Below are 24367 nucleotides of genomic sequence, written 5' to 3' on the forward strand. Positions count from 1 at the left end.
TTTTTTCATGGGCGCAATATGGCAACTGCAATCGCTATAAAAGGCCGCAAGGGCGGCAGCTCAAGTTCCCGAACCCCTACCGAACAGCCTGATGATCTGCAATCTGTTGCAAAGGCAAAAATCCTCGTTGCACTGGGAGAGGGAGAATTTGCAGGGCAGCTGACGGCGAAAGATATCTACCTGGACGGAACGGCCCTGGAGAATGCTGATGGCTCTCAAAACTTCAGCGGCGTTACGTGGGAATTTCGCGCGGGAACTCAGGCGCAAAAATATATTCAGGGCATACCTGGTACCGAAAACGAAATCAACGTGGGAACTGAGGTATCGAGCGCTACAGCGTGGACGCGCACGTTTACCAATACGCAGCTTTCAGCTGTTCGCCTGCGCCTGAAATGGCCTTCGCTTTTCAGGCAGGAGGACGACGGCGATCTGGTCGGTTACTCGGTTAATTATGCGATTGACCTGCAGACGGACGGCGGCACATGGCAGACGGTACTCAATACCAGCGTGACCGGCAAAACGACGTCAGGTTACGAGCGCAGCCACCGTATTGATCTACCTCAGGCTGGCAGAACCTGGACAATCCGACTCCGTAAGATTACGTCTGATGCCAACAGTGCGAAGATCGGCGACGCGATGATGCTGCAGAGCTTCACCGAGGTAATTGACGCCAAATTACGCTATCCAAACACAGCGCTGCTTTATATCGAATTCGATTCCAGCCAGTTTAACGGCTCTATCCCGCAGATCTCCTGCGAGCCCCGCGGCCGCGTTATCCGCATTCCGGATACTTACGACCCCGAAACCCGCACTTATAGCGGTACGTGGGCTGGGACATTTAAATGGGCCTGGACCGATAACCCTGCATGGATTTTCTACGACCTGGTGGTTAGCGACCGTTTCGGTCTTGGGGATCGTCTTACAACGGCCAACATAGATAAATGGACGCTCTACCAGGTTGCGCAGTATTGCGATCAAATGGTACCGGATGGCAAAGGCGGAAGTGGTACCGAACCACGTTATACCTGCAACGTCTACATTCAGGAACGCAACGACGCTTATACGGTCCTGCGTGATTTTGCTGCCATCTTCCGTGGGATGACCTACTGGGGCGACGACCAGATTGTGGCGCTGGCGGACATGCCGAGAGATGTTGATTTTACATACACTCATGCGAACGTTATTGATGGCCGCTTTACCTATTCCAGCAGCACCACAAAGAACCGTTACACCAATGCGCTGGTTTCCTGGTCTGATCCTGATAACGCTTATTCTGATGCGATGGAGCCTGTTTTTGAGCAGGCCCTGGTTGCGCGTTATGGGTTTAATCAACTTGAGATAACTGCGATCGGTTGTACCCGTCAGTCGGAAGCGAATCGCAAAGGGCGATGGGGGATCCTCACCAACAACAAAGATCGCGTTGTTACTTTCAATGTAGGGGAAGACGGCAATATTCCACAGCCTGGCTATGTAATTGCTGTAGCCGACCGAAATCTTTCCGGACGTGACCTTGGCGGCCGTGTTTCAGCGGTGAATGGTCGTATTTTGACGCTGGACAGGGCGCCAGATGCATCTTCGGGCGACAGGATGATTATCAATCTGCCATCAGGGGTTGCGCAGTCACGCACCATCCAGTCGATAACGGGCAATAAAGTAACCGTTACGACTGCTTACAGCGAAACACCTGTGACTCAGGCCGTGTGGGTCATAGAGTCTGATGAACTCTATGCACAGCAGTATCGCGTTATTACGGTAACTGATAATAATGACGGCACGTTCACAATCGTCGGTGCAAATCATGATCCGGATAAATATGCCCGAATCGATACCGGAGCCATCATTGACCAGCGGCCGGTGAGCGTGATCCCGCCTGGCAATCAGTCACCACCAGACAACATCGTAATCAGTTCGTTTTCAGTAGTGCAGCAGAATATCAGCGTCGAAACAATGCGCGTGAGCTGGGACCAGGCGCAGAACGCTATCGCCTATGAAGCGCAATGGCGCCGCAACGACGGGAACTGGGTTAACGTGCCGCGCAGTTCCACCACGTCATTCGACGTTCCTGGAATTTATGCCGGGCGTTATCTGGTACGGGTGCGCGCCATCAATGCCGCAGAAATTTCTTCCGGGTGGGGCTATTCAGAAGAGAAAACGCTGACGGGTAAAGTGGGCAATCCGCCGAAACCGGTCGGCTTCATCGCTTCTGATAATGTGATTTTCGGTATTGAGATGAGCTGGGGATTCCCGGCGAACACCGACGACACGCTGAAGACGGAAATTCAGTACAGCCTGACCGGGACGGAAGACGATGCGATGCTTCTGGCAGACGTACCCTATCCGCAGCGCAAGTATCAGCAGATGGGCCTTAAGGCAGGGCAAATTTTCTGGTACCGCGCGCAGCTGGTTGACCGCAGCGGAAACGAATCAGGGTACACTGACTTTGTGCGCGGACAGGCCAGCATTGATGTATCCGATATCACCGATGCCATTCTGGAGGACATGAAAGGCTCCGATACATTCAAGGACCTGATCGAGAACGCGGTAGACAGCAATGAAAAAATTGCTGGCATGGCTAACGACATCAAACAGGCCAACGACGAACTGGAGCAACAGGCGCAGAAAATTGCCCAAAATGCCCAGGATATCGGGAAGGTTCAGACCAGCGTTACAAACCTGTCGAGCAAGGTCGGAAATGTGTCTTCTTCTCTGAGCGAGCTTGAGCAGACAGTGGCGACGGCCAATACCGCGCTGGGCCAGCGCATCGATAACATCAGCGTGTCTGTGGACGGCATGGCGGGGGGAGTGAAGACCTCCGCCATCGCGATTATTCAGGGTAACCTGGCGCAGGTGGCGGCGCGAAAAACGCTGTCTGCATCGGTCGCCGGTAACAGCGCGCAGCTGGACCGCATTGATGAGGTGATCGTCAACGAGAAGGAGGCAACGGCGCGTTCGCTGCTGAGTTTGCAGACTGACGTGAACGGCAACAAGGCATCCATAAACAGCCTGAACCAGACCTTCTCCGATTACCAGCAGGCCACGGCCACGCAGATAAACGGCATCACGGCGACCATCAACGGACATACCTCAGCCATTACCACTAACGCTCAGGCCATCGCGAACGTTAACGGGGATCTGAAGGCGATGTACAGCATCAAGGTCGGGTTATCCAGCAACGGTCAGTATTACGCGGCTGGGATGGGGATCGGCGTTGAGAATACGCCTTCTGGTATGCAGTCGCAGGTTATCTTCCTGGCTGACCGCTTCGCCGTAACGCACCAGGCCGGAGCTACGGTGACCCTTCCGTTCGTTATCCAGAATGGGCAGGTGTTCATCAGAGACGCGCTGATAGGTGATGGCACCATCAGCAACGCCAAGATCGGCAACTACATCCAGTCCAATAACTATGTCGCTGGCTCAGTCGGGTGGAGGTTGGATAAGGGCGGTACGTTTGAGAACTACGGTTCGACAGCTGGTGAGGGGGCAATGAAACAGACAAACCAGACAATCAGCGTGCGGGACTCCAGGAATGTTTTGAGGGTGCAGATCGGGAGAATCACGGGAACATGGTAACGGGAGGCCTCTTACGGGCCTCTTTTTTCAGGAGGACTGGATGGCGGAATATGGTGTCCAGACATGGGACGCCTCAGGCAAGGTAAACAACTATGGCGTTAAGCCTGTCAGCGTTTGTGGCTATCTTCAGCTGGCCCAGAACCAGAAAACAGGCTCTTACTCCGTAGCGCTTCCACCGGGTTGCAGGCTTACCTATTTTCAGAGCATGAACGGTGATCAGTTTGGTACGAGTCGGAGGAAGATCACCATTTCGGGGGGAACAGCAACAGTGTCAGCAGTAGGCGATACCGACTACTCAGCAGGGACTGAGCCTGCGGCAGCGGCTTATCTCATTTTCCAGATCGAGAGGGCATAAATGGCGGAGTATGGCGTTTTACTGACGACCACGAGCGGGGAAGTATGGGTGACCGCGAACAGCTCGCCAATCGCTCTTCAGGCGCGAAAGACAGCGGCACTTCAGGGAACATCGGGGTTCAATACCAAAGTGACGCACACATTCCCCGCAGGTCAGCCTGTTGTCGCCTTCGTTCATTGCACGGTTGAGGTCGAAATCACTCAGACGATAAGCGGGAACACCATCACGATTGATTTTCTCAGACCGAATGCAACCGGCACAGCGTACGTTTATTTTTTCTCTATTTTCCCGCAGACAAAGCCAGACTACGGGCTGGCTGTGTGGGATGCATCAGGGACGCTGATTTTAACAAACGAAACGCGCACGCTGAACGATGTTGTCACCCTCGGTACCGCCGGGGTGGATGCCAGCTCAGGATACAACATCAATACAACTCTGGCGGGGAAGTGGGCCTGTATGCCTGCCATGCTGGGGCTAATTACCGGGGTTATATCGGCTGGCGGTCAGCCGCAGCCATACATGGCCATATACAAGAGCATGGCAAAACTTGAGGGAAGCAATACGCGGATATTCGCCAGACCGCAGACAACCCCCGGCGGCAACCTTCAAAACGTCGCGTATTCGAATCTGAGGAACGTGATTATGGCCATTAACTGCGCCAACTATGATTGATCGTTTTGAACGATCAATTTCGAATAATTGATCTACCAAATCAATTATATCCCATTGATTCATATTGTTATTGTGTAGCTTCATGAATGCCCTGGGATATAACAAATATGAAAAATATGATTCTTTGCCTGGCGGTAGCGGTTTTGCTCTCCGGTTGCGCTGGCGTTATTGAGAAGCAGCAACCTGTATGCACCGGAACAGCCCTGGTTGGCGGACAGGAAAGCAGCGTCCAGATCTACGGAGTCCGCAAGCAAAATAATCAGACGCAGTACCGCGCCGGTTATCCCTTTAACTGGTCATGGGTGAGCGCCAACACGTTCACCAGCACCACCTGCCACTAACCCATTCAGTTTTGAACAAACCCCGCTTCGGCGGGGTTTTTTATTGCCTGGAGAAAATATGCTTTATAACACTGGCACCATCGCCATTAACGGAAATACAGCCACCGGCACCGGCACGAACTGGACGGCACCGGCCAGCCAGATTCGGGTTGGCCAGACGTTGTTTGTTCTTTCTAACCCGGTACAGATGTTTCAGATCACCGCCATCAACAGTGCGACGTCACTGACGGTTACGCCTGCCGCGTCTCCGGCGCTGAGCGGCCAGAAGTACGGCATTCTTGTTACTGATAGTCTCTCAGTCGACGGCCTGGCGCAGAGCATGTCTCAGCTCATCAACGAGTACGACGAGAACATCGGCGCCTGGGAGACGTTCGCCACCACCTCAGCAAACCAGAACATCACCGTCACCATCAACGGCGTACGCGTGACCATTCCTGCGATCGGCAAACTGGTCCAGAAAGGGAGCAATGCGGCGGTTGGAGTTTCGGACGGCGGGACCGGGGCAACGAATGCCGCTGACGCTCGCGCAAACCTCGGTTTGGGAACATCCGCGACGAGGGACGTCGGAACGGACTCCGGTAATGTCATGCAAGTGGGGGCTTTTGGGGTTGGAACATACCAGGCTCCAAGGCCAAATGATGCAAACTCATCGTTTATCAGTGATGCTGACGGTAACACAAGTTGGGCTCCTGCCAATGGCTGTGGCTACCAAAGCTCTTATAACACTCAGCGCATAGCGCAAATGTGGGTTACCACTGGCGGAGCTGGCTATTGCCGTTTTCTGTTAAACACGAATCCTCAAACTGCAAAAACAGATGCTCCATGGACGGTATTTCAGTCAGCAGGAACATCGGACATTAACTTTAAGAAAGTGACCGGGGATCTGGATCTAAACGAATCGCTGTCAAACATCGGGGCAATGGATTTTAAAACCTTCTACTATCTTGCTGATGAAGATAAAGTCATTCGCCGCGGCGTTATTGCTCAGGAACTGGAAAAGATAGATCCCCAGTATGTTCATTCAGCTGAGGAATCGGGGAAAATGACACTTGACCTCAACCCTCTAGTGCTCGATGCGCTTGCTGCCATCAAAGCCCTGACAATCCGTGTCAGAGAGCTGGAGAAAGAGGCTCAAGCTGTGGTTCCTGTCTCATCCGCTGATTAAAGGCAGAATCATCAGGCATATCCAGGCGAACATCGATCCAGCTGTTCACCGGCACGTCCATCGGTTCCCCTTTTGTTTTGACGATCTCCCCTTCATCGCTCAGCATGTATTTTCGCTTAAACAGGCGGATAGTCAGCTCGCCGTCAGCGGTTTGTTCAGCTTCAGCCACACCCAGTTCTCCCATGCCGCCAGGGTCCATTGGCGGCAGTAACTGCCAGCCTTCTGATGCCAAGCCTGCGGAACCGAACAGGGCATATACACCAACATCCAGGCGGGAGATTTTGATTCCTTCAGCCTCGGCGTTCGCCGTACCACAGCCGCTCCAGAAAAAGCCTGGTTCATCGATATCAGTCCGCTGACATTCCTCCTGACTTTTCACTATACGGGCTACAGGGGATGCTGCCTTGAGCGTTCCGTCGCTGGCTTTCGTGGTATTTTCAGAAGTGTAAACAACTGAGCCTGGCTTCACAGACAGCATTGTTGAGAATGCATCGGTGCCATTATTTCTTCCTGCGATTTGGTAAGAGACGGCACCACCAATGCCTGCAACACCTGCCCTGAAGCGAGGAGTACCGTTAACCATCACCGTATGAGCCCATACACTACCCACCGTTGAAAGTCCTTCAACGGTAAAAGCGTAAGGGTTGCCAGCGATACCTGCGATATTCAGAGCATTCGTTAATGTACCTCCGCTCAAGCCCAGCGCGCCAAGGTTTGAGAGTGCAGAACTGGCAGTCTTTGCACCTGTTCCTCCCAGTTCTAATGGGATGACACCATTGCTGTCTACCAAACCGACCTTTATTCACCTGCATCGGCAGTCATGGCCAGCTCTGCCGCACTGAGTTTTTGGTTGTACAAAGAATCAGCAGGCATTTCGACACGCACGGACACAAACTGGTCGCGGGGGATGTCGACCGGATCTCCATCACCTACGCCGTCTATTTCGTTCCTGGCAAACGCTGGCGCATCAGGGTGAGTACGGTGATAGGTTTTCACCAGCACCGAGCCATCCCCGTTAACCTCATAATCCAGCCAGATAAGCGGCTGCCTGTTGCGATCGGTAGGGATGTCAAAACCGCCATCGATGCCGCCCCATGCTGCGTCTGAGTTCAGCCCCTGACATCCTTCAACCAGATATTGGCCGGTGGCCAGACGGGTTACAGTGCAGCCCTCCGATTCGTCATTCGTCCGGTATGAGCCATTCGAAAATATTGCCACCACTGGCGATGCAGATTTCAATGTACCGTCGCTTGCGCGGGTCGTGTTGGCTGTGCCGTAAAGCATGTTAAAGGTTGAGGTTGCGGAGGTTCCTGAGGTGTTTCTTGCCAAGACCCCCACCACCCCAGTTCCGTAAGCAACGCTGATGATCGCATGCGTATCTTCAGCTGCAAAATATAGCGATGCAGCATAAGATGTTTGTGAGTTAACAGTTTTGTTGTTACGAAATACACGAGAACCTTTATCCATGAGGTTTGCCCATACCTCAGCAACTGTATCCGCGTTGAATGAGTTTCCTTTGCCTCCGAACCCAAACGCGCCCACCTCCATAACATTTCCCACTGCCGTTCCGACGTTCTTAGTCGCGCTACTTCCTAAACCGACGTTTTCTAGATTGCCCTGCGGCATCCATGCCGATAACTTCACCTGATTTTTTTGCAGAAAATATTGGGTGAAAAATATGCAAATTGGCTACGTTAGGGTGTCAACAAATGACCAAAACACAGATCTTCAGCGACAAGCTCTCGAACGAGCAGGATGTGAACAGGTTTTTGAGGAAAAAATGAGCGGGACGGTAGCGAACCGGCCAGCGCTTAAAAAGCTTCTGCGAACGCTGAATGAGGGCGATACGCTGGTAGTGTGGAAGCTGGATCGCCTCGGGCGAAGCATGCGGAACCTGGTACTGCTGGTAGACGAACTCCGGCAGCGCGGCATCCACTTCAAAAGTCTTACGGACAGCATAGACACCTCCAGCCCAATGGGGCGTTTCATATTCCACATCATGTCAGCCCTGGCCGAGATGGAGAGGGAGTTAATCGTGGAACGCACCCGGGCAGGACTGGCGGCTGCCCGGGAGAAGGGGCGCATAGGAGGCAGACGACCAAAGCTAACACCGGAGCAATGGGCGCAGGCTGGCAGGTTGATTTCAAACGGCCTGGACAGAAAGCAGGTGGCGATTATTTACGACGTAGCGGTGTGCACGCTGTATAAAAAATTCCCTGCATCCAAACCGGCTTAAATTTGTGCACCTGGGATTTCAGTCGGAAAATTTACAAAAATAATAATTCGAAGCCTGATAGAAACTTAGAAACGAAGCGGTGAAGCTTTAAACAGTCGCTACGACTAAGGTGTATTGCGCGCTGACAGAAACGAAACTACTGTATATAAAAACAGTATTTGAGGTATGCGTAATGGAGTTTATCAGGCCTACTGAACTGCGAGAAATTATCGCAATCCCGCTATACAGCGATTTGGTGCAATGTGGTTTTCCCAGCCCTGCAGCTGATTATGTAGAGCAGCGTATTGATCTTAATGAGTTGCTTGTTTCCCATCCCAGCTCAACGTATTTCGTTAAAGCCGCAGGGGATTCGATGATCGAAGCCGGGATCAGCGACGGTGATCTGCTGGTGGTCGACAGCTCGCGCACAGCTGAGCATGGTGACATTGTCATCGCAGCAGTAGAAGGGGAATTTACTGTAAAACGCCTGCAGCTGCGCCCTACAGTGCAACTCAATCCTATGAACAGCGCATATAGTCCGATTGTTGTTGGTAGCGAAGACACGCTGGACGTTTTTGGCGTTGTTACTTTCATCGTTAAATCTGCGAGCTGAATATGTTTGCCCTCTGTGATGTGAATTCGTTCTACGCATCATGCGAGACTGTATTCAGGCCAGACCTGAGAGGGCGGCCTGTTGTCGTTCTATCAAATAACGATGGCTGTGTAATCGCACGTAGCGCAGAAGCAAAAGCGGCAGGAATCACCATGGGAGAGCCATTTTTCAAGCAAAAGGAGCTTTTCCGGCGCGCTGGCGTTGTTTGCTTCAGCAGCAATTACGAGCTTTACGCTGATATGTCGAACCGGGTAATGACGACTCTGGAGGAAATGAGCCCTCGCGTCGAAATTTACAGTATCGATGAAGCATTTTGTGACCTGACGGGCGTTAGGAACTGCCGGGACCTGACTGACTTCGGCAAAGAGATCCGCGCAACAGTTCTTAAGCGTACGCACCTAACTGTCGGGGTTGGCATTGCGCAAACAAAAACCCTCGCTAAGCTGGCAAACCACGCCGCAAAGAAATGGCAGCGGCAGACAGGCGGGGTAGTGGACCTGTCCAATATCGACCGTCAGCGCAGATTGTTGGCTCTGGTACCAGTAGAAGACGTATGGGGCGTCGGAAGGCGTATCAGCAAGAAGCTCAATGCCATGGGTATCAAAACGGCTCTGGACCTCTCTGAGCAGAGTACGTGGATTATTCGAAAGCACTTCAATGTCGTCTTGGAACGAACTGTCCGGGAGCTGCGCGGCGAACCATGTTTGGATCTGGAGGAGTTTGCACCAGCTAAGCAGGAAATCGTCTGCAGTCGGTCATTCGGCGAACGCGTCACCGAGTACGAACAGATGCGCCAGGCTATCTGCAGCTATGCCGCCCGTGGTGCTGAAAAACTTCGGGGTGAACATCAGTACTGCCGCTTTATCTCTGCGTTCGTGAAAACCTCTCCCTTTGCGCTTAACGAGCCATATTACGGTAACAGTGCGTCCTTAAAGCTTCTCACCCCTTCACAGGATTCTCGCGACATCATCAACGCCGCGGTAAAGTGCCTGGACAAAATCTGGCAGGATGGCCATCGCTATCAAAAGGCTGGAATCATGCTGGGAGATTTTTTCAGCCAAGGGGTGGCCCAGCTCAACCTGTTCGACGAGAACGCGCCGCGGGCCGGAAGCGTTAAGTTAATGGAGGTGCTTGATCACTTGAACGCGAAAGACGGAAAAGGAACGCTCTACTTTGCTGGGCAGGGCATCCAACAACAGTGGCAGATGAAGCGAGAAATGCTTTCGCCCCGGTATACAACACGATACACAGATATTTTGACAGTTCGGTAAGATGTATATAAATTATCATGAACAATACAAAGGTTTTAGTTAATGGATTAGTTAAATATGAGTGACGTTGAGACAGATAAGTTGTCTAAAGGGACGGAGGATTCTGCACCCCAAAAAAATGACACTGATTCAAATAGTGCGCAAATAAAATCTAAAAATATGGATGATAGAGTTGATGGTATAAAAACAGAAAAAATAATTTTTTATATTTTGAGTGTTGTTGCATTGGGTTTGATTTTATTCCCCATAGGCTCAGTTGTTTTTCCGTTTTTCTCTAATATCTGGCCCACCTTTATAGGCGTGGCACTTTTGGTTGGTATATATACATATTCTTCACATGGAAGGTATTATACAAGAAAAGCAGAAAATAGTTTTGTTGATGTTGATTATAAATACAGCTCTGTACATAGTGTAGAAAAATACATCGACGAGCAGATTTCATTACGTTTTTCTGAAGTGAATCAACACAACAGCGATGATGCTGATGTAGATTCTGTTAAAGGTAAAGCAGTTGATTATGCCGGGCATTCTTTAAGAGTGCTTTCTCATCTGCAAGCCAAAGCTGATGCGGCTGACGAAAAAGCGTCGATCTTACTGCAGAGAGGGATTGCCTATACAAAATTTGGTATTGCATATTATTTGGCGTCAATAATTCTTTGGCAGATTATCTTTTTTTATAATGGATACAAGAAGGAATATTTATGGGGGATTGCATCCTGTTCTTTTTTGTTTCTATTTATTGAGTTTTTAAGCGCCTGGTTTTTGAAGCAGTACAAAAACTTTACTGATAATTCAGTGTATTTACTTAAGGTTAAAGCTATTTTTGACAGATATCTTCTACTATACCATTTAGAGAATGATAATAATGCAGGGGGGAATGGTAAAAACAAAGCTACTATCAATTCCTTGAGCAAGGATATTATATGGCCAGATGTCTCTGTTATAGAAAGTAAAGAAGATACATTTGGAAAAGAGGCTATGGCATCTCTAACAGAGGCAATTAAGGCCTTAAAAACAGAAAATAAATAGTTTAAGCAACCCTTTAACGTTCAGAAAGAAGTTGTTTACTTTGGTTTTTAATATTACCTACCGCACGCGTCACGGCGTGCCAGATAAACTTGTCTGCCGGCACGGAACCGTCGGCAGCTATCTCTTCAGCTTTCTTTCCGCCTATATCCTGTCGCATCCACTCCCTCGCCGCTTCAGGTGACAGAACAAGCGGCCGCCGATCGTGAATATCGACCAGACCTTTATCAGCTGCAGACGTCACAATCAGGAATCCTTCCGCTTCGTCTCCGCGCTCGAACGGTGTGCTGCCGATCGCGGCCATAAATATCGGCTGGCCGTCGGCGCGGTGAATGAAGTAGGGCTGTTTCTTGCCGCCTTCCTTCTTCCATTCAAACCAGCCATCTGCAAAACAGATCGCCCGGCCATGCTGCCAGAGAGGTTTGCACATTCTGCTTGTGGCCGCGGTTTCGACGCGCGCGTTAATCAGTGGCGCTTTATCCCACCATCCCGGGGCATAACCCCAGAACACAGGATCAAGATGAAGTTGCTCATCGCATTCGCTCAGCAGTAGGACTTTGGTTCCTGGCGCCGCGTTGTACCGGCCAATAGGTTCCGGGTCATAGGCAATGTCACGATCGGTTTCGTCGGCCAGGTAAGCCAGATATTCTTCACGGGTTTGTGCTTGTGCAAAACGTCCACACATAGAAACCTCCAGTCAGTCAGACTGAAAGTATAGGGCAGGGAGAAAAAGAGGTACGTACTGAGTAAAGTTAGGGGCAAATTTAGGGGCAAAAATGCGGAATAGGGGCAAAAAAAGGGCACTGAAAATGTAGGTCTGGGTAGCTTTAGGGAGAAGTTATTATGCTATAACTAATTGAATAATTGGAAAAAATAAATGACATCAATGAGTTGGAAAAATCAGCGTAGCTTATTCAGGTTGTACTGTTCTTTCTTGTTAATCTCTTGATTTTCTTGCATCTATTCGTTACTCAGATCTCAAATGGGGCACAGGGTGAGGAAAACGATTTCAAAGCGTCAGCTTCGTGTTCATCTCTTCTATCCATGTAGCATAGATTTCATACACCATCTGCGCATTAACGTGCCCCATCTGGTTAGCGATAAAAGACGGGTTTGCGGCTACCGGTAAAAACCAGCATGCGAAAGTGTGTCGTGTATGGTACGGATTGCAGCGCCGAATGCCAGCACGATTTACAAATGAGCCCCACAGGAGAAGTTTGGTTAAGACTGAAGGGTTGTCTACACTTACAGCTTACGCAGTAAAAACGGAGGTGAAAATGACTGACCGTCCCGTTCATGGTGACCATCCTGATTATAATCCCAGCCCGGATAACCCGGAAAAGGATGGAAGAAAACCGAAAGATGATCCTGGCTCAGCGCCTGAATCAGGCGATAAAGATCCAGAGTAATGACCAACCGCCTTTACGAAGGCGGTTTTAACACCCATTACGGCCTCTCTACGCGCACCGCTATTCACGTTATCCTCATCAACGTCGTCTGATAACCGCTCAGAATCCATCCCTTTTTTGCCGGATGAACGGGTGAGATAAAGCACGGATCTCATTTCCGCGTACCAGCGCGTTTTACAGTTCTCCTGCTACGCTTTTGAGGGGGACAAGGGAGCGCTTCTATGAAAAATAAAGACGAGCAGACAGGATTAGTTGGGCTGGCGATTGGTGCCGCCGTTATCGGGCTGGTTTCATCCCAGAAGATCATCAACCGTGAAAGTATTGTCGATGAACTGGTAAGGCTCGGCAGGCAGAAGGGGGATGGTGTCGAAGATGAGGTCTTTTTAAAAGCGGCTGAGTTAGTGAGAAAAGGGGTATAAGCGATGGCTGACATTCGTCATGCACAGTGTCATTGTGGGGCGGTGAAATTTACGGTTGAGCTGACGGACGGCCTGAATACCGCACGTCGATGCAGCTGCTCGTTTTGCAGGATGCGTGGGGCGGTCGTGGTTTCAGCGCCTTTGACGGGCATTAAGGTGACGCAGGGCGCGGACACGCTCACAGAGTACCGTTTCAACACCGGCACGGCGCGCCATTTCTTCTGTTCGATTTGCGGTATTTACACGTTCCACCAACGACGTTCCAATCCCAATGAATATGGAGTGAATGTCGCCTGTCTGGAAAATGTCACGCCATTCGACTTCCCGGAAGTGGCGGTAATGGATGGAGTAAATCACCCTATGGATGGCGACAGCGGGGTATTTGGCTATCTCTCTTTCCGTAAAGAACAGGCGAAACAGCGATGAAAACTAGCCCGCAGATCGCTGCGGGCTAACGGGATTAGAACTGGTAAACCAGACCCAACGCTACAATGTCATCCGTACCGATGCCATTGTTTTTGTAGAATGAATCATCTTCATCCAGCAGGTTGATTTTGTAATCAACATAGGTGGACATGTTTTTGTTGAAATAATAGGTAGCACCGACGTCAGCATATTTTACCAGGTCTTTATCGTCCTGGCCATTGCCCAGGTCTTTACCTTTAGACTGTAAATAGGAAATGGCCGGACGCAGACCGAAATCGAACTGATATTGTGCGGTGACTTCGAAGTTCTGGGTTTTGTTTGCCACCGCATCTGCATTGTCGCCGTACGGCGTCATATTGCGGGTTTCGGAATACATTGCCGCCAGATAAATGTTGTTGGCATCGTATTTCAGACCTGCGGTCCATGCATCCGCAGTATCGCCGCCCGCAGTAGTGTAATTTACCTGATCGTTGGTACGGTCAGATGAAGTATATGCTGCACCTGCGCTGAAGCCCATGCCGAAATCGTAGGTTGCGGATATACCGTAACCGTCACCATTTTCATGACGTGTATCACGACCGTTGTTGGTCCCTTCATTGGTAGAGCAGAAATTCTCGTCGCAGTTATTACCTTCATTATTACCCTGATACTGCACCGCGAAGTTCAGACCCTGCACCAGACCAAAGAAGTCGGTGTTACGGTAGGTCGCCACGCCGTTTGCACGACCGGTCATAAAGTTATCGGCATAAGTATAAGAGTCGCCACCAAATTCTGGCAGCATATCGGTCCAGCCTTCAACGTCGTACAGGACGCCATAGTTGCGGCCGTAATCGAAGGAGCCGTAATCGCCCACCTTCACGCCCGCGAAGGCCAGACGCGTCCAGGACTGATTGTCAGAACCTTCGGTGTTGTTTGCCTGAATGTTATATTCCCATTGGGCGAAGCCGGTCATCATGTCGTTGATTTGGGTTTCACCTTTAAAACCCAGACGCATATAGGTTTGATCGCCATCTTTAGACGCGTCGTCAGAGAAATAATGCAGACCATCTACTTTGCCATACAGATCCAGTTTATTGCCGTCTTTATTATAAATTTCAGCTGCGTGAGCGGCTCCAGCCATTAACAAAGCGGGGATCATCAGTGCCAGTACTTTTCTTTGCATTTTGATTATTCCTTTGCAGTTATTTTTTTATTGCTTAGTGAACTTTCCGGGCTGGAAAGGTGTCCCATGCTAAATCACTCTGGCGGCGGATGAATAAAATATAATTGTTACGGGTTAAGTAAAATCTAAACTAAATGATGCGGTTGAAATAATGATAAACGTCATGAATGAATTATTATAATCAATACAAAATAAAAATTATTAATTACGCGGAAAACAAGGTAATCTCCACGCCGTTATATGCCTTTAAGATTATTTCATCCATAATTCACGTGAATATTGTTCAGAACATTGAGGCAATTTTCACCGATCTTCTGGATTCGCCCGGTGCACGTGCATCGGGCTTTTTTATAGCAAAAAAATGCCCGGACAAGCCGGGCATACAGGTTATTCACTGGTCGATTTTTCGGCTTTTCCTGCCAGTTGCGCCAGAAAGTCATAACGCTTCTGAAGATCCGCTGCCGCATCCTTCCATAGCTGCTCTGCTACTTCAGGCTGCTGGGCGTTCAGCCTGCGGAAACGCTGCTCCTGAAGTAAGGTTTCGGCAAGGGCGTCTGACGGCGGACGCGAATCCAGCGCCAGCGGCAATTTCCCTTCATCGGCACGGCGCGGGTCAAAGCGGTACAGTGGCCAGAAGCCGGTTGCGGTGAGCTGACGCATCTGGTCGTGGCTGAGTGCCAGATCGTAGCCATGCTCCTCACACGGACTGTAGGCGATGATCAGCGACGGGCCTGGATACGCTTCCGCTTCCTGAATGGCTTTCACCGTCTGGTTGAGCTGCGCCCCAAGCGAAATTTGCGCGACGTAGACGTGCCCATACATCATCATGCTGACGCCCAAATCTTTACGCGCCTTGCGCTTGCCGTGCTCACCAAATTTCGTGACCGCCCCCAATGGCGTTGCTTTCGAGGCCTGTCCGCCGGTGTTGGAATAACACTGAGTATCGAGCACCAGAATATTGACGTTTTCGGTCAGGCTCAGGACATGATCAAGACCACCGAAACCAATATCGTAGGCCCACCCGTCGCCGCCGATCAGCCAGACAGATTTTTCAACCAACGCGTCAGCATCAGTCAGGAGTTGTTCAGCCCCTTCAACACCCTGAAGCGCGTGGCGCAGTTCAGCAACCTGCGCGCGACGAACGTCAGGTGTGGCCTCCGCATGCAGGGCATCATTCAGTTCTGCCGGGATCTTATCGGCAAACTGTGCCAGCAGACGTATTACGCGGGCGCGGTGCTGATCGACCGTCAGACGGAATCCCAGACCAAATTCTGCGTTGTCCTCGAAAAGCGAGTTTGCCCACGCCGGGCCGCGACCGTTTGCGTCGGTAGTGTACGGCGTGGACGGCAGGTTACCTCCGTAGATCGACGAGCAGCCCGTCGCGTTGGCAATCAGCATCCGGTCGCCGTAAAGCTGGGTAAGCAGTTTGATATACGGTGTTTCGCCGCAGCCGGAGCACGCCCCGGAGTACTCGAAGAGCGGGGTGATGAGCTGCGAGGTACGAATGTCAATGCGTTCCAGCTTGTTGCGATCGATTTCGGGCAGGTCGAGGAAGAAATCATAATTCACTTTCTCTTCTTCAACATGTTCAAGACGCGACATCATATTGATGGCTTTGATTGACGGGTCCTGACGATCTTTCGCCGGGCACACCTCGACGCACAGGTTACAGCCGGTACAGTCTTCCGGCGCCACCTGAAGAACATATTTCTGACCACGCATATCGCGGGATTTTACATCCAGCGAGTGCAAACTTTCCGGTGCGCCATCTAACGCTTCTGGTGACACCACTTTGGCGCGAATGGCCGAGTGCGGGCAGGCCGCCACGCAGTGGTTGCACTGGGTGCACAGCTCTTCTTTCCAGATAGGGATCGCTTCGGCAATGTTGCGTTTTTCCCAGCGGGTCGTGCCCATCGGCCAGGTGCCGTCAGGCGGAAGCGCAGAGACGGGAAGGGTGTCTCCCAGTCCGGCAAGCATCGCCGCCGTGACGGTTTTGACGAAATCCGGGGCGGCGTCAGACACCACTGGCGGCCGGTTCGGACTGCTGGCATTGACCGGCTGCAACGGCACCGCGAACAGCGATTCGCGGGCCAGCGCCAGCGCCTGCCAGTTGCGCTCAACCAGTTCCTGACCTTTGCTGCTGTAGCTTTTGGCGATCGCCCCCTGGAGTTCCATCAGCGCGCTGTCGCCCGGCAGAATATTGGTCAGGTGGAAGAACGCCATCTGCATAACCGTATTGATGCGCGCCGCCAGGCCGCATTCGCGGGCGATCTTCGCGGCGTTAATGACATACAGGCGCGCCTGTTTCTGGTTAAGCACTGCCTGCACTTCCTGGGGCAGGCGTGCCCAGACCTCGTCGGCGCTGTAAGGGGTGTTGATCAGGAAAATACCGCCAGGCTTCAGGCGCTCGGCCATCTGATATTTATCAATGAACTGGAGCTGGTGACAGCCAACAAAATCCGCCTGAGAAATCAGGTATGCCGAGCGGATCGGGTGTTCGCTGACGCGCAGGTGGGAGACGGTCAGTCCGCCCGCTTTTTTGGAGTCGTAAACGAAATATCCTTGCGCATACCACGGCGTAGAGTTGCCGATAATTTTGATGTTGTTCTTGGTCGCCGAGACGCTGCCGTCGCTGCCCAGACCGTAGAACAGCGCTTCCAGTTTCGCATTCGAGGGCAGGGTGTTTTCCGGCAAAGGGAGAGAAAGGTTAGTCACGTCATCATAAATGCCGACCGTAAAGCGCGGCTTCGGTTTTGCCTCGCGCAGTTCAGCAAATACCGCAAGGACGCACTCCGGCCCGAACTCTTTTGAAGACAATCCATAACGCCCGCCAATGACGCGCGGCAGCGTTTCGCGCTCACCGCGGTTAAACGCCTCAGCCAGTGCGGTCATCACATCCAGATAAAGTGGCTCAGCCTGTGCGCCAGGTTCTTTGGTGCGGTCCAGTACTGCCACGGCACGCGCGCTGTCCGGCAGGGCTGCGAGCAGGTGTTTCGCTGAGAAGGGACGGTAGAGGCGAACTTTGAGCACGCCAACTTTTTCACCACGCGTCAGCAGCTCATCGACCACCTCTTCGCAGGTGCCGATGGCAGAGCCCATCAGGACGATCACGCGCTCGGCCTGCGGATGACCATAATATTCAAACGGCTTATATTCGCGGCCCGTCGCAGCGGCAAAATCGTCCATCGCCTGTTCAACGTGCTCATACACCGCGTTGTACCATGGGTTTGTCGCCTCGCGGGACTGGAAATAGGTATCCGGGTTCGCAGAGGTACCCCGGATCACCGGATGTTCCGGATTGAGGGCGCGAGCGCGATGCGCATCGATGTCAGCCTGCGGCAGCAGATTCAGAATGGTGTCGTCCGGCAGTGGAACGATTTTATTGATCTCGTGGGACGTGCGAAAACCATCGAAGAAATGAATAAATGGCACTCGGCTTTTCAGCGTAGCGATATGCGATATCAGCGCGAAGTCCTGTGCTTCCTGTACGCTGCTGGCGCAGAGCATAGCGCAGCCGGTCTGACGCACGGCCATCACGTCTGAGTGGTCGCCAAAAATAGAGAGAGCGTGAGTGGCTACGGTGCGTGCGGCAACGTGCAACACAAACGGCGTTAATTGCCCTGCCAGCTTGTAAAGCGTGGGGATCATCAACAGCAGCCCCTGAGACGACGTAAACGAGGTCGACAGGGCACCGGTCTGCAACGCACCATGTACGGTGGCAATGGCCCCGGCTTCGGACTGCATCTCAACAACCCGCGGGACATCGCCCCAGACGTTTTTTATCCCATTACCAGCCCAGGCGTCAGCCTGTTCAGCCATCGTGGAGCTGGGAGTGATGGGGTAGATGGCGATCACTTCGCTGGTACGAAACGCAACAGACGCGACTGCACCATTGCCGTCAATAGTTTGCATAGGACAACACCCTTACATTGCGCAAAAAGAGGGGTCTGTAAAACGACGACAGACCCTGAATATTATCTGTGTATTTTAGCAAAGCTCAGGTTTTACGATTTTCGCTTTTGTGTCCTTGGTATGCGCTGTATCAATGACTCGAAGGCTATTCGCGTTAAAAAATTGCGAGAAATTGTTACCAGGGCGCATAAATACGCACATCCGCTCTCGACGATGCGGCGCGTGATGCCTATTATGCATAGGTTTCGCGTTAATTATGGGGAGGAAGGTATGCGTTCAGCATTTTGGGTCGGATGTGCCGCGTTACTGTTGTCGGCATGCAGCAATGAACCTGTACAGCAGGCGACAGCGGCACACGTTACGCCGGGTATGCGAGCGGCTATGTCCAGTTCAGGTCAGGCCAACTGCGCAATGATCGGCGGTTCACTCTCCGTTGCCCGTCAGCTCGACGGCTCAGCCATCGGCATGTGCGCGTTGCCAAATGGCAAACGCTGTAGTGAGCAGTCGCTTGCCGTTGGTTCGTGCGGAAGCTACTGAGTTATTCAACTCGCTTAAACATCAATGTCTTATTGGCTGTCGCCAGCGTTAACTGGTCTTCGGTCAGGTCTACCTGTGCGCCTGTGCGTAGCATATCGGCGATGGTCTGATCCAGTTCATTTAGCTGCGGCTCGGTGCAGAGTTTCCGCGTCATTGCCAGCGTTTTGACCGTCAACTCTCCTTCGGACAGTTTACCCTGGCCGTTGAAGCCGTTGCACATTGTGCCGGAGACGACAATGTTGTTGATCAGGCTGATATTGGGTTGCGCACTGAAGCGAATTTCAGGCTGCGTTTTCCCGCCTTTGACTGCTTTGCCATCCACATTTTCAAGAACGAAACGGTGATTCTCTAACTGATCGGTCTGAACGGAGGCTTTACCAGGATTAACGCATCCAGCCAGTACAAGGCTGATTAAACTTACTGCCGCGAGCTTTTTCATTTTCTACTCAAACTATCAATGCTGTAAATATTTTTTCAGTGTAACCATACCCTCCTGAGTGTTAATGGGGTTTATCTGAAAGTGCGGGAAGGGACCGGGCGGCGGCGCGCCCGGTCAGCGAGTTAGTGCGATTTAAATCCAGCTGCGGCCATCAGCATTTTAAAAAGCATACTTACGCAGGCCAGCGCCAGGACGCTGCCGCCCCAGATGATGGCAAGCCACATCAAACGTTTCCATACAGGTTGTTGCATCAGTGATAACCCTCCCCATGCTGTACTTTTCCGCGAAAAACGTAATAACTCCAGAAGGTGTAGACCAGAATCACGGGAATGATCAACAGTGCACCCACTAACATAAAGCCCTGGCTTTGGGCCGGCGCAGCGGCCTGCCAGAGGGTAATGTCCGGCGGGATGATATGCGGCCAGATGCTGATCCCAAGCCCGCTAAAGCCAAGAAAAACCAGCCCTAACGTCATGATAAACGGCAGGGTATGGCTCGCAGGATCGTGCAGGCAGCGCCACTGGCACAGACTCAGGATCGCAACCAGCGCAGGAACAGGCAGCAGATAAAACAGATTCGGCAGAGTAAACCAGCGCGCAGCAATGGCTGGTTGGGCGAGAGGGGTCCAGATACTGATTATCGCAATGAATACCAGAAGCAGGGGCAGAAGCACTTTCGATAGCTGACGCATCCGCTTTTGCAGGGCATTTTCGCTTTTCATTACCAGCCACGTTGATCCTAACAGCGCGTAAGCCACCACAAGACCCGCTCCGCAGAAAAAATTGAACGCGGTAAACCAGTCAAACGGACCACCGCTGTAAGCTCGACCGGTGACGCTGAACCCCTGGATGACCGCACCGACGGTGATGCCCTGGCTGAAGGTCGCCACAATTGACCCGCCAATAAAGGCCTTATCCCAGAACGGGCGGTGCGCCGGAGTGGCCTTGAAGCGAAATTCGAAGGCGACCCCACGAAATATAAGCCCGATCAGCATGATTGTCAGTGGAATGGTTAGCGCGTCGATGATAACCGCATAGGCGAGAGGAAAGGCGCCAAACAGGGCCGCACCGCCAAGCACCAGCCAGGTTTCGTTGCCATCCCAGACGGGAGCCACGCTGTTGACCATCACGTCGCGGTCGTCCGCATTCGGCGTTGCCGGAAACAGGATGCCTATCCCCAGATCAAAACCGTCCATCACGATATACATCAACGTGGCGAAAACGATAATCACGAACCAGATAATGGAAAGATCAATACCCATTACGGTTACTCCTTAAATTCAGTGGTGACGGCAGAAAGCGGACGAGCAGGGCGGCCATCGGATTCAGTCGCGAAGGATTCATGGGGCTGCGGCCCTTTTTTAATCAGACGCACCATATAGCTGTAACCCACGCCGAATACCGCGGTATAAACTACGAAGAAGGCCAGCAAACTGACGCTCATGTGCAGATCGCCATGCGCGGAAACCGCATCCTTCGTACGCTGTAGTCCATAGACGACCCACGGCTGGCGGCCGACCTCCGTTGTTACCCATCCGGCGAGGATCGCGATCAGCCCGGACGGTCCCATCAGCAGGGCAAACCACAGGAAGGAACGTGATGTATAAAGGCGCTGTTTGTAACGCAGCCAGATTGCCGTCACGCCCAGGAGCAGCATCAACATCCCCAGGCCGGCCATGATGCGGAAAGACCAGAAGACAATGGTGGCGTTCGGGCGATCTTCTTTTGGGAACTCCTTCAATGCCGGAACCTGTTTATCGAGACTGTGGGTCAGGATCAGGCTGCCGAGAGCGGGAATTTCCAGGCCAAAACGGGTCCGTTCCTGCTCCATATCCGGCCAGCCAAACAGCAGCAGTGGAGTAGGCTCACCCGGCGGATTCTCCCAGTGACCTTCGATGGCGGCTATTTTCGCTGGCTGGTGTTTTAAGGTATTAAGCCCGTGCATATCCCCCACCAGCGCCTGGACTGGGGCCACGATTAACGTCATCCACAACGCCATGGAGAACATAGTGCGAATAGCGGGGGTATTGTTTCCGCGCAGCAAATGCCAGGCCGCGGAGGCACCAACAAACAGTGCGCTGCTGAGAAATGCCGCTATCGACATGTGCAGCAGGCGGTAAGGGAAGGAGGGGTTAAACACCACGGCAAACCAGTCCACCGGAACGACCTGACCGTTGATGATTTCATACCCTTGCGGTGTCTGCATCCAGCTGTTTGACGAGAGGATCCAGAACGTAGACATGAGGGTCCCCAGTGCGACCATGCAGGTCGAAAAGAAGTGCAGCCCCGGCCCGACCTTATTCCAGCCAAACAACATCACCCCGAGGAACCCCGCCTCAAGGAAGAACGCGGTAAGCACTTCATAGGTCAGCAGGGGGCCGGTAATACTGCCCGCGAACTGCGAAAACCCGCTCCAGTTGGTGCCAAACTGATAAGCCATCACCAGGCCGGAGACCACGCCCATCCCAAAGTTGACGGCGAAGATCTTTGACCAGAAATGGTACAGCGATCGCCAGACGGGATTTTTTGTTCTCAGCCACAGCCCTTCCAGCACGGCGAGATAGCTCGCCAGGCCAATGGTTATCGCCGGAAAAATAATATGAAAGGATACGGTAAAGGCGAACTGTATTCGCGCAAGATGAAACGCATCTGGACCAAACATGCATTGCCTCAATGTTAAACGGTGTACTGTTATGATAAAGAGGGGGGGAATGAGATATCAGAAGCAGAAATTGATAATTTACCTATAACAGTTGTGTGAAAAGGTGAACTTTATCTGGCTGATATAGCTAACAAGTAAGAATAAAAAATTTCTTTTTATGATTATTACGCATTAAACAGCTTGCTTTGTCGCCAGCAACATGCGTTAATGGATTTCTGGTTTTGAATCCAAATAAATATCTGACGTAGTTTTATAAAGCAGTTCTCATCACGTTGTGCCTCTCCGCAGCCTCTCTTGGGTCTTTATCTACATTCCGATTAGTTTTGTATCGAACCATTTTTTGCCTGATCGGCTCATGAGTAATTTACGTTTTTACGTTTACAGGAGAATCCTATGACTTCTTATATCCATTTCCGCTGCCCATGCTGTCATGGCTCGCAGTACCGCACCTCAGCTTTTGATGTGTCTGACAAAAATCCGTTCGGCGCGAAATGCATTTTCTGCAAATCGCCAATGATCACGCTCGACCACCTGGCCGCAGCGCGTTCGGCTCAGAATCACATTACTGAGTACCGCAAGTAATCTGCCGCGTTTCCCATAACAGTTAGCAAAATCTTCTCTTTTTCTCCTGCTGATATACACTGTCAGCAATAAGGAGAATCTGATGAAAAAATACCAGCGTCTGGCGCAACAAATTATCTCGCAGATTGAGCTTGGCGTATGGTTGCCGGGCGATAAGCTGCCTTCTCTGCGAGAGCAGGTGGCAAGCAGCGGCATGAGTTTTATGACCGTGGGCCACGCGTATCAGATGCTGGAAAGTCAGGGGCGCATTGTTGCCAGACCGCAGTCAGGCTATTACGTTGCCGCCCGCCCGACCACACACCAGCCTGCACCGCCCGCGCAGGTGATGCGCGATGAAGTGGTCGACATCAACACCTATATCTTCGACGTGCTACAGGCCAGCCGCGACCCCTCCGTTGTCCCTTTTGCCTCGGCGTTTCCCGATCCGCGCCTTTTCCCGCTTCAGCAACTCAACCGATCGCTGGCTAACGTCAGCAAAACGGCTACCGCCATGAGCGTGATTGAAAACCTGCCGCCGGGTAACGTCGACTTACGTCATGCCATTGCCCGTCGCTACGCTCAGCAGGGAATGAATATCTCCCCAGATGAAATTGTGATCACCGCGGGTGCGCTTGAGGCGCTCAACCTCAGTTTGCAGGCTGTGACTGAACCAGGGGACTGGGTTATCGTTGAAAATCCCTGTTTTTATGGCGCACTCCAGGCGCTTGAACGTCTGAAACTGAAAGCGCTGTCGGTTGCCACTGACGTGCGTGAGGGCATCGATCTCAGTGCCCTTGAGCAGGCATTAAATGATTATCCGGTGAAAGCCTGCTGGCTGATGACCAACAGTCAGAACCCGCTCGGCTTCACGCTGAGTGCAGAGAAGAAAGCTCAGCTGGTGGCGTTATTAACCCGGCATAACGTCACGCTGATTGAAGACGATGTTTACAGCGAACTCTACTTTGGCCGCGAAAAGCCGCTTCCGGCAAAGGCCTGGGATAAGCAGGATATGACGTTGCACTGCTCCTCATTCTCCAAGTGTCTGGTGGCTGGTTTTCGTATTGGCTGGGTGGCGGCGGGAAAACATGCGCGCCGTATTCAGCAGTTGCAGCTGATGAGTACGTTATCCACCAGTTCTCCCATGCAGCTGGCGCTGGTGGATTACCTGGCGACCAAACGTTACGACGCCCACCTTCGCCGCCTGCGACGCACGCTTGCTGAACGCAAACAGCAGGCCTGGCAATCGCTTTTGCGCCATATGCCTGCCGGCGTCAAAATCCATCATAACGACAGCGGCTACTTTTTATGGCTGGAACTGCCTGAACAGCTGGATGCGGGGCGGTTGAGTGAGAAGGCGTTAACCCATCAAATCAGCATTGCGCCCGGCAAGATGTTTTCCACCTCCAATATCTGGACACCGTTTTTCCGTTTCAATACCTCATGGGGATGGGGCGAGCGGGAGGAGCAGGCGGTCGTCCAGCTGGCGGGGCTAATCCGCGAAATGATGCTGCACCCAGTCACACCTTGATGAAAATTCCTGAAGCGATATGACGCGCGGTCTACCTTTAGTAAAGGAGTGCGGATTGGTGACGTGACGTTGTCACGTACATGTC

24 protein-coding genes and 1 pseudogene are annotated in these 24367 nt (G+C 52.0%); 15 read left to right on the plus strand and 10 right to left on the minus strand.

The genetic code is table 11. The features are described 5' to 3' along the window. The first annotated feature begins 18 nt into the window (after positions 1-18). The 5 genes from DD606_RS04690 (at position 19) to DD606_RS26375 (ending at position 6103) form a co-directional block, all read left to right on the plus strand. The gene (locus DD606_RS04690) at positions 19-3570 is read left to right on the plus strand and encodes a host specificity protein J (protein ID WP_129258316.1); all 3552 of its coding nucleotides are present in this window, start codon (positions 19-21) and stop codon (positions 3568-3570) included. A 40-nt stretch (positions 3571-3610) separates the two neighbouring features. Further along, positions 3611-3925: a hypothetical protein gene (locus DD606_RS04695; RefSeq protein ID WP_047365592.1), complete on the plus strand. Its 315-nt coding sequence runs from the start codon at positions 3611-3613 to the stop codon at positions 3923-3925. Next, positions 3926-4597 (plus strand): hypothetical protein, encoded by a 672-nt coding sequence (locus tag DD606_RS04700; protein ID WP_108453096.1) that lies wholly within the window; start codon positions 3926-3928, stop codon positions 4595-4597. It abuts the gene before it with no gap. Positions 4598-4704: 107 nt separating this feature from the next. Further along, entirely contained in the window at positions 4705-4938 is a 234-nt protein-coding gene (locus DD606_RS04705; protein ID WP_017382566.1) for a hypothetical protein, read from the plus strand. Positions 4939-4996: 58 nt separating this feature from the next. Then, positions 4997-6103 (plus strand): tail fiber domain-containing protein, encoded by a 1107-nt coding sequence (locus tag DD606_RS26375; protein ID WP_176691435.1) that lies wholly within the window; start codon positions 4997-4999, stop codon positions 6101-6103. On the opposite strand, the gene DD606_RS26380 is transcribed toward DD606_RS26375, so the two are convergent. After that, positions 6048-6893, minus strand: a complete 846-nt coding sequence (locus DD606_RS26380) for a hypothetical protein (protein WP_223307879.1) — start codon at positions 6891-6893, stop codon at positions 6048-6050. The genes DD606_RS26375 and DD606_RS26380 overlap by 56 nt on opposite strands. Before the next feature lie 8 nt (positions 6894-6901). Then, positions 6902-7747 (minus strand): hypothetical protein, encoded by an 846-nt coding sequence (locus DD606_RS04725; RefSeq protein ID WP_255573081.1) that lies wholly within the window; start codon positions 7745-7747, stop codon positions 6902-6904. 34 nt (positions 7748-7781) lie between these two features. Here DD606_RS04725 and DD606_RS04730 point away from each other — a divergent pair, with 34 nt between their 5' ends. From DD606_RS04730 to DD606_RS04745, 4 genes are all read left to right on the plus strand, one after another. Then, positions 7782-8339, plus strand: coding sequence for a recombinase family protein (locus tag DD606_RS04730; protein WP_058691830.1), 558 nt, complete (start codon positions 7782-7784; stop codon positions 8337-8339). A 172-nt stretch (positions 8340-8511) separates the two neighbouring features. After that, complete coding sequence (locus DD606_RS04735) at positions 8512-8931, plus strand: translesion error-prone DNA polymerase V autoproteolytic subunit (protein ID WP_108453099.1); 420 nt, start codon at positions 8512-8514, stop codon at positions 8929-8931. 2 nt (positions 8932-8933) lie between these two features. After that, positions 8934-10202: a Y-family DNA polymerase gene (locus DD606_RS04740; RefSeq protein WP_108453100.1), complete on the plus strand. Its 1269-nt coding sequence runs from the start codon at positions 8934-8936 to the stop codon at positions 10200-10202. 57 nt (positions 10203-10259) lie between these two features. Then, positions 10260-11231: a hypothetical protein gene (locus tag DD606_RS04745; protein ID WP_129258320.1), complete on the plus strand. Its 972-nt coding sequence runs from the start codon at positions 10260-10262 to the stop codon at positions 11229-11231. 13 nt (positions 11232-11244) lie between these two features. On the opposite strand, the gene DD606_RS04750 is transcribed toward DD606_RS04745, so the two are convergent. Then, positions 11245-11913, minus strand: coding sequence for an SOS response-associated peptidase (locus tag DD606_RS04750; RefSeq protein ID WP_108453102.1), 669 nt, complete (start codon positions 11911-11913; stop codon positions 11245-11247). Between the two features lie 324 nt (positions 11914-12237). Further along, positions 12238-12435: pseudogene (locus DD606_RS04755) on the minus strand (tyrosine-type recombinase/integrase); the annotation flags it as partial. Positions 12436-12505: 70 nt separating this feature from the next. Here DD606_RS04755 and DD606_RS26385 point away from each other — a divergent pair. From DD606_RS26385 to DD606_RS04765, 3 genes are all read left to right on the plus strand, one after another. After that, the gene (locus DD606_RS26385; RefSeq protein ID WP_255301129.1) at positions 12506-12637 is read left to right on the plus strand and encodes a hypothetical protein; all 132 of its coding nucleotides are present in this window, start codon (positions 12506-12508) and stop codon (positions 12635-12637) included. Positions 12638-12858: 221 nt separating this feature from the next. Further along, on the plus strand, positions 12859-13056 hold the full coding sequence (locus tag DD606_RS04760) for a hypothetical protein (protein ID WP_003856931.1): 198 nt from the start codon (positions 12859-12861) through the stop codon (positions 13054-13056). Between the two features lie 3 nt (positions 13057-13059). Continuing rightward, positions 13060-13482 (plus strand): GFA family protein, encoded by a 423-nt coding sequence (locus tag DD606_RS04765; RefSeq protein ID WP_129258322.1) that lies wholly within the window; start codon positions 13060-13062, stop codon positions 13480-13482. Between the two features lie 34 nt (positions 13483-13516). On the opposite strand, the gene ompC is transcribed toward DD606_RS04765, so the two are convergent. Then, positions 13517-14644: a porin OmpC gene (gene ompC / locus DD606_RS04770; protein ID WP_017382260.1), complete on the minus strand. Its 1128-nt coding sequence runs from the start codon at positions 14642-14644 to the stop codon at positions 13517-13519. A 387-nt stretch (positions 14645-15031) separates the two neighbouring features. Next, positions 15032-18556, minus strand: a complete 3525-nt coding sequence (nifJ, locus tag DD606_RS04775; protein ID WP_129258324.1) for a pyruvate:ferredoxin (flavodoxin) oxidoreductase — start codon at positions 18554-18556, stop codon at positions 15032-15034. 270 nt (positions 18557-18826) lie between these two features. On the opposite strand from nifJ, the gene DD606_RS04780 reads away from it, so the two are divergent. Continuing rightward, positions 18827-19093: a DUF333 domain-containing protein gene (locus DD606_RS04780; protein ID WP_003856935.1), complete on the plus strand. Its 267-nt coding sequence runs from the start codon at positions 18827-18829 to the stop codon at positions 19091-19093. A gap of 1 nt (position 19094) precedes the next feature. Here DD606_RS04780 and hslJ read toward each other — a convergent pair whose 3' ends face one another. From hslJ to DD606_RS04800, 4 genes are all read right to left on the minus strand, one after another. After that, a complete protein-coding gene (gene hslJ, locus DD606_RS04785; protein ID WP_023314216.1) occupies positions 19095-19532 on the minus strand; it encodes a heat shock protein HslJ in 438 nt (145 codons plus the stop codon). Between the two features lie 122 nt (positions 19533-19654). Beyond that, positions 19655-19783: a DUF2474 domain-containing protein gene (locus DD606_RS04790; protein ID WP_017693358.1), complete on the minus strand. Its 129-nt coding sequence runs from the start codon at positions 19781-19783 to the stop codon at positions 19655-19657. Continuing rightward, positions 19783-20793 (minus strand): cytochrome d ubiquinol oxidase subunit II, encoded by a 1011-nt coding sequence (gene cydB / locus DD606_RS04795; protein ID WP_023314215.1) that lies wholly within the window; start codon positions 20791-20793, stop codon positions 19783-19785. Before cydB ends, DD606_RS04790 begins: the two co-directional genes overlap by 1 nt. 5 nt (positions 20794-20798) lie before the next feature. Continuing rightward, a complete protein-coding gene (locus DD606_RS04800; protein WP_045333086.1) occupies positions 20799-22193 on the minus strand; it encodes a cytochrome ubiquinol oxidase subunit I in 1395 nt (464 codons plus the stop codon). 393 nt (positions 22194-22586) lie between these two features. Here DD606_RS04800 and DD606_RS04805 point away from each other — a divergent pair, with 393 nt between their 5' ends. Both DD606_RS04805 and DD606_RS04810 read left to right on the plus strand, forming a co-directional pair. Then, positions 22587-22775 carry a hypothetical protein gene (locus DD606_RS04805; protein ID WP_003856945.1) on the plus strand — a complete coding sequence of 63 codons (189 nt, stop codon included), beginning with the start codon at positions 22587-22589 and terminating at the stop codon, positions 22773-22775. Between the two features lie 82 nt (positions 22776-22857). Beyond that, a complete protein-coding gene (locus DD606_RS04810) occupies positions 22858-24282 on the plus strand; it encodes a PLP-dependent aminotransferase family protein (RefSeq protein WP_017693361.1) in 1425 nt (474 codons plus the stop codon). Positions 24283-24367: the final 85 nt, after the last annotated feature.

Origin of the sequence: Enterobacter cloacae complex sp. GF14B, assembly GCF_004136805.1 — a bacterium.
Taxonomy (GTDB): domain Bacteria; phylum Pseudomonadota; class Gammaproteobacteria; order Enterobacterales; family Enterobacteriaceae; genus Enterobacter; species Enterobacter hormaechei_C.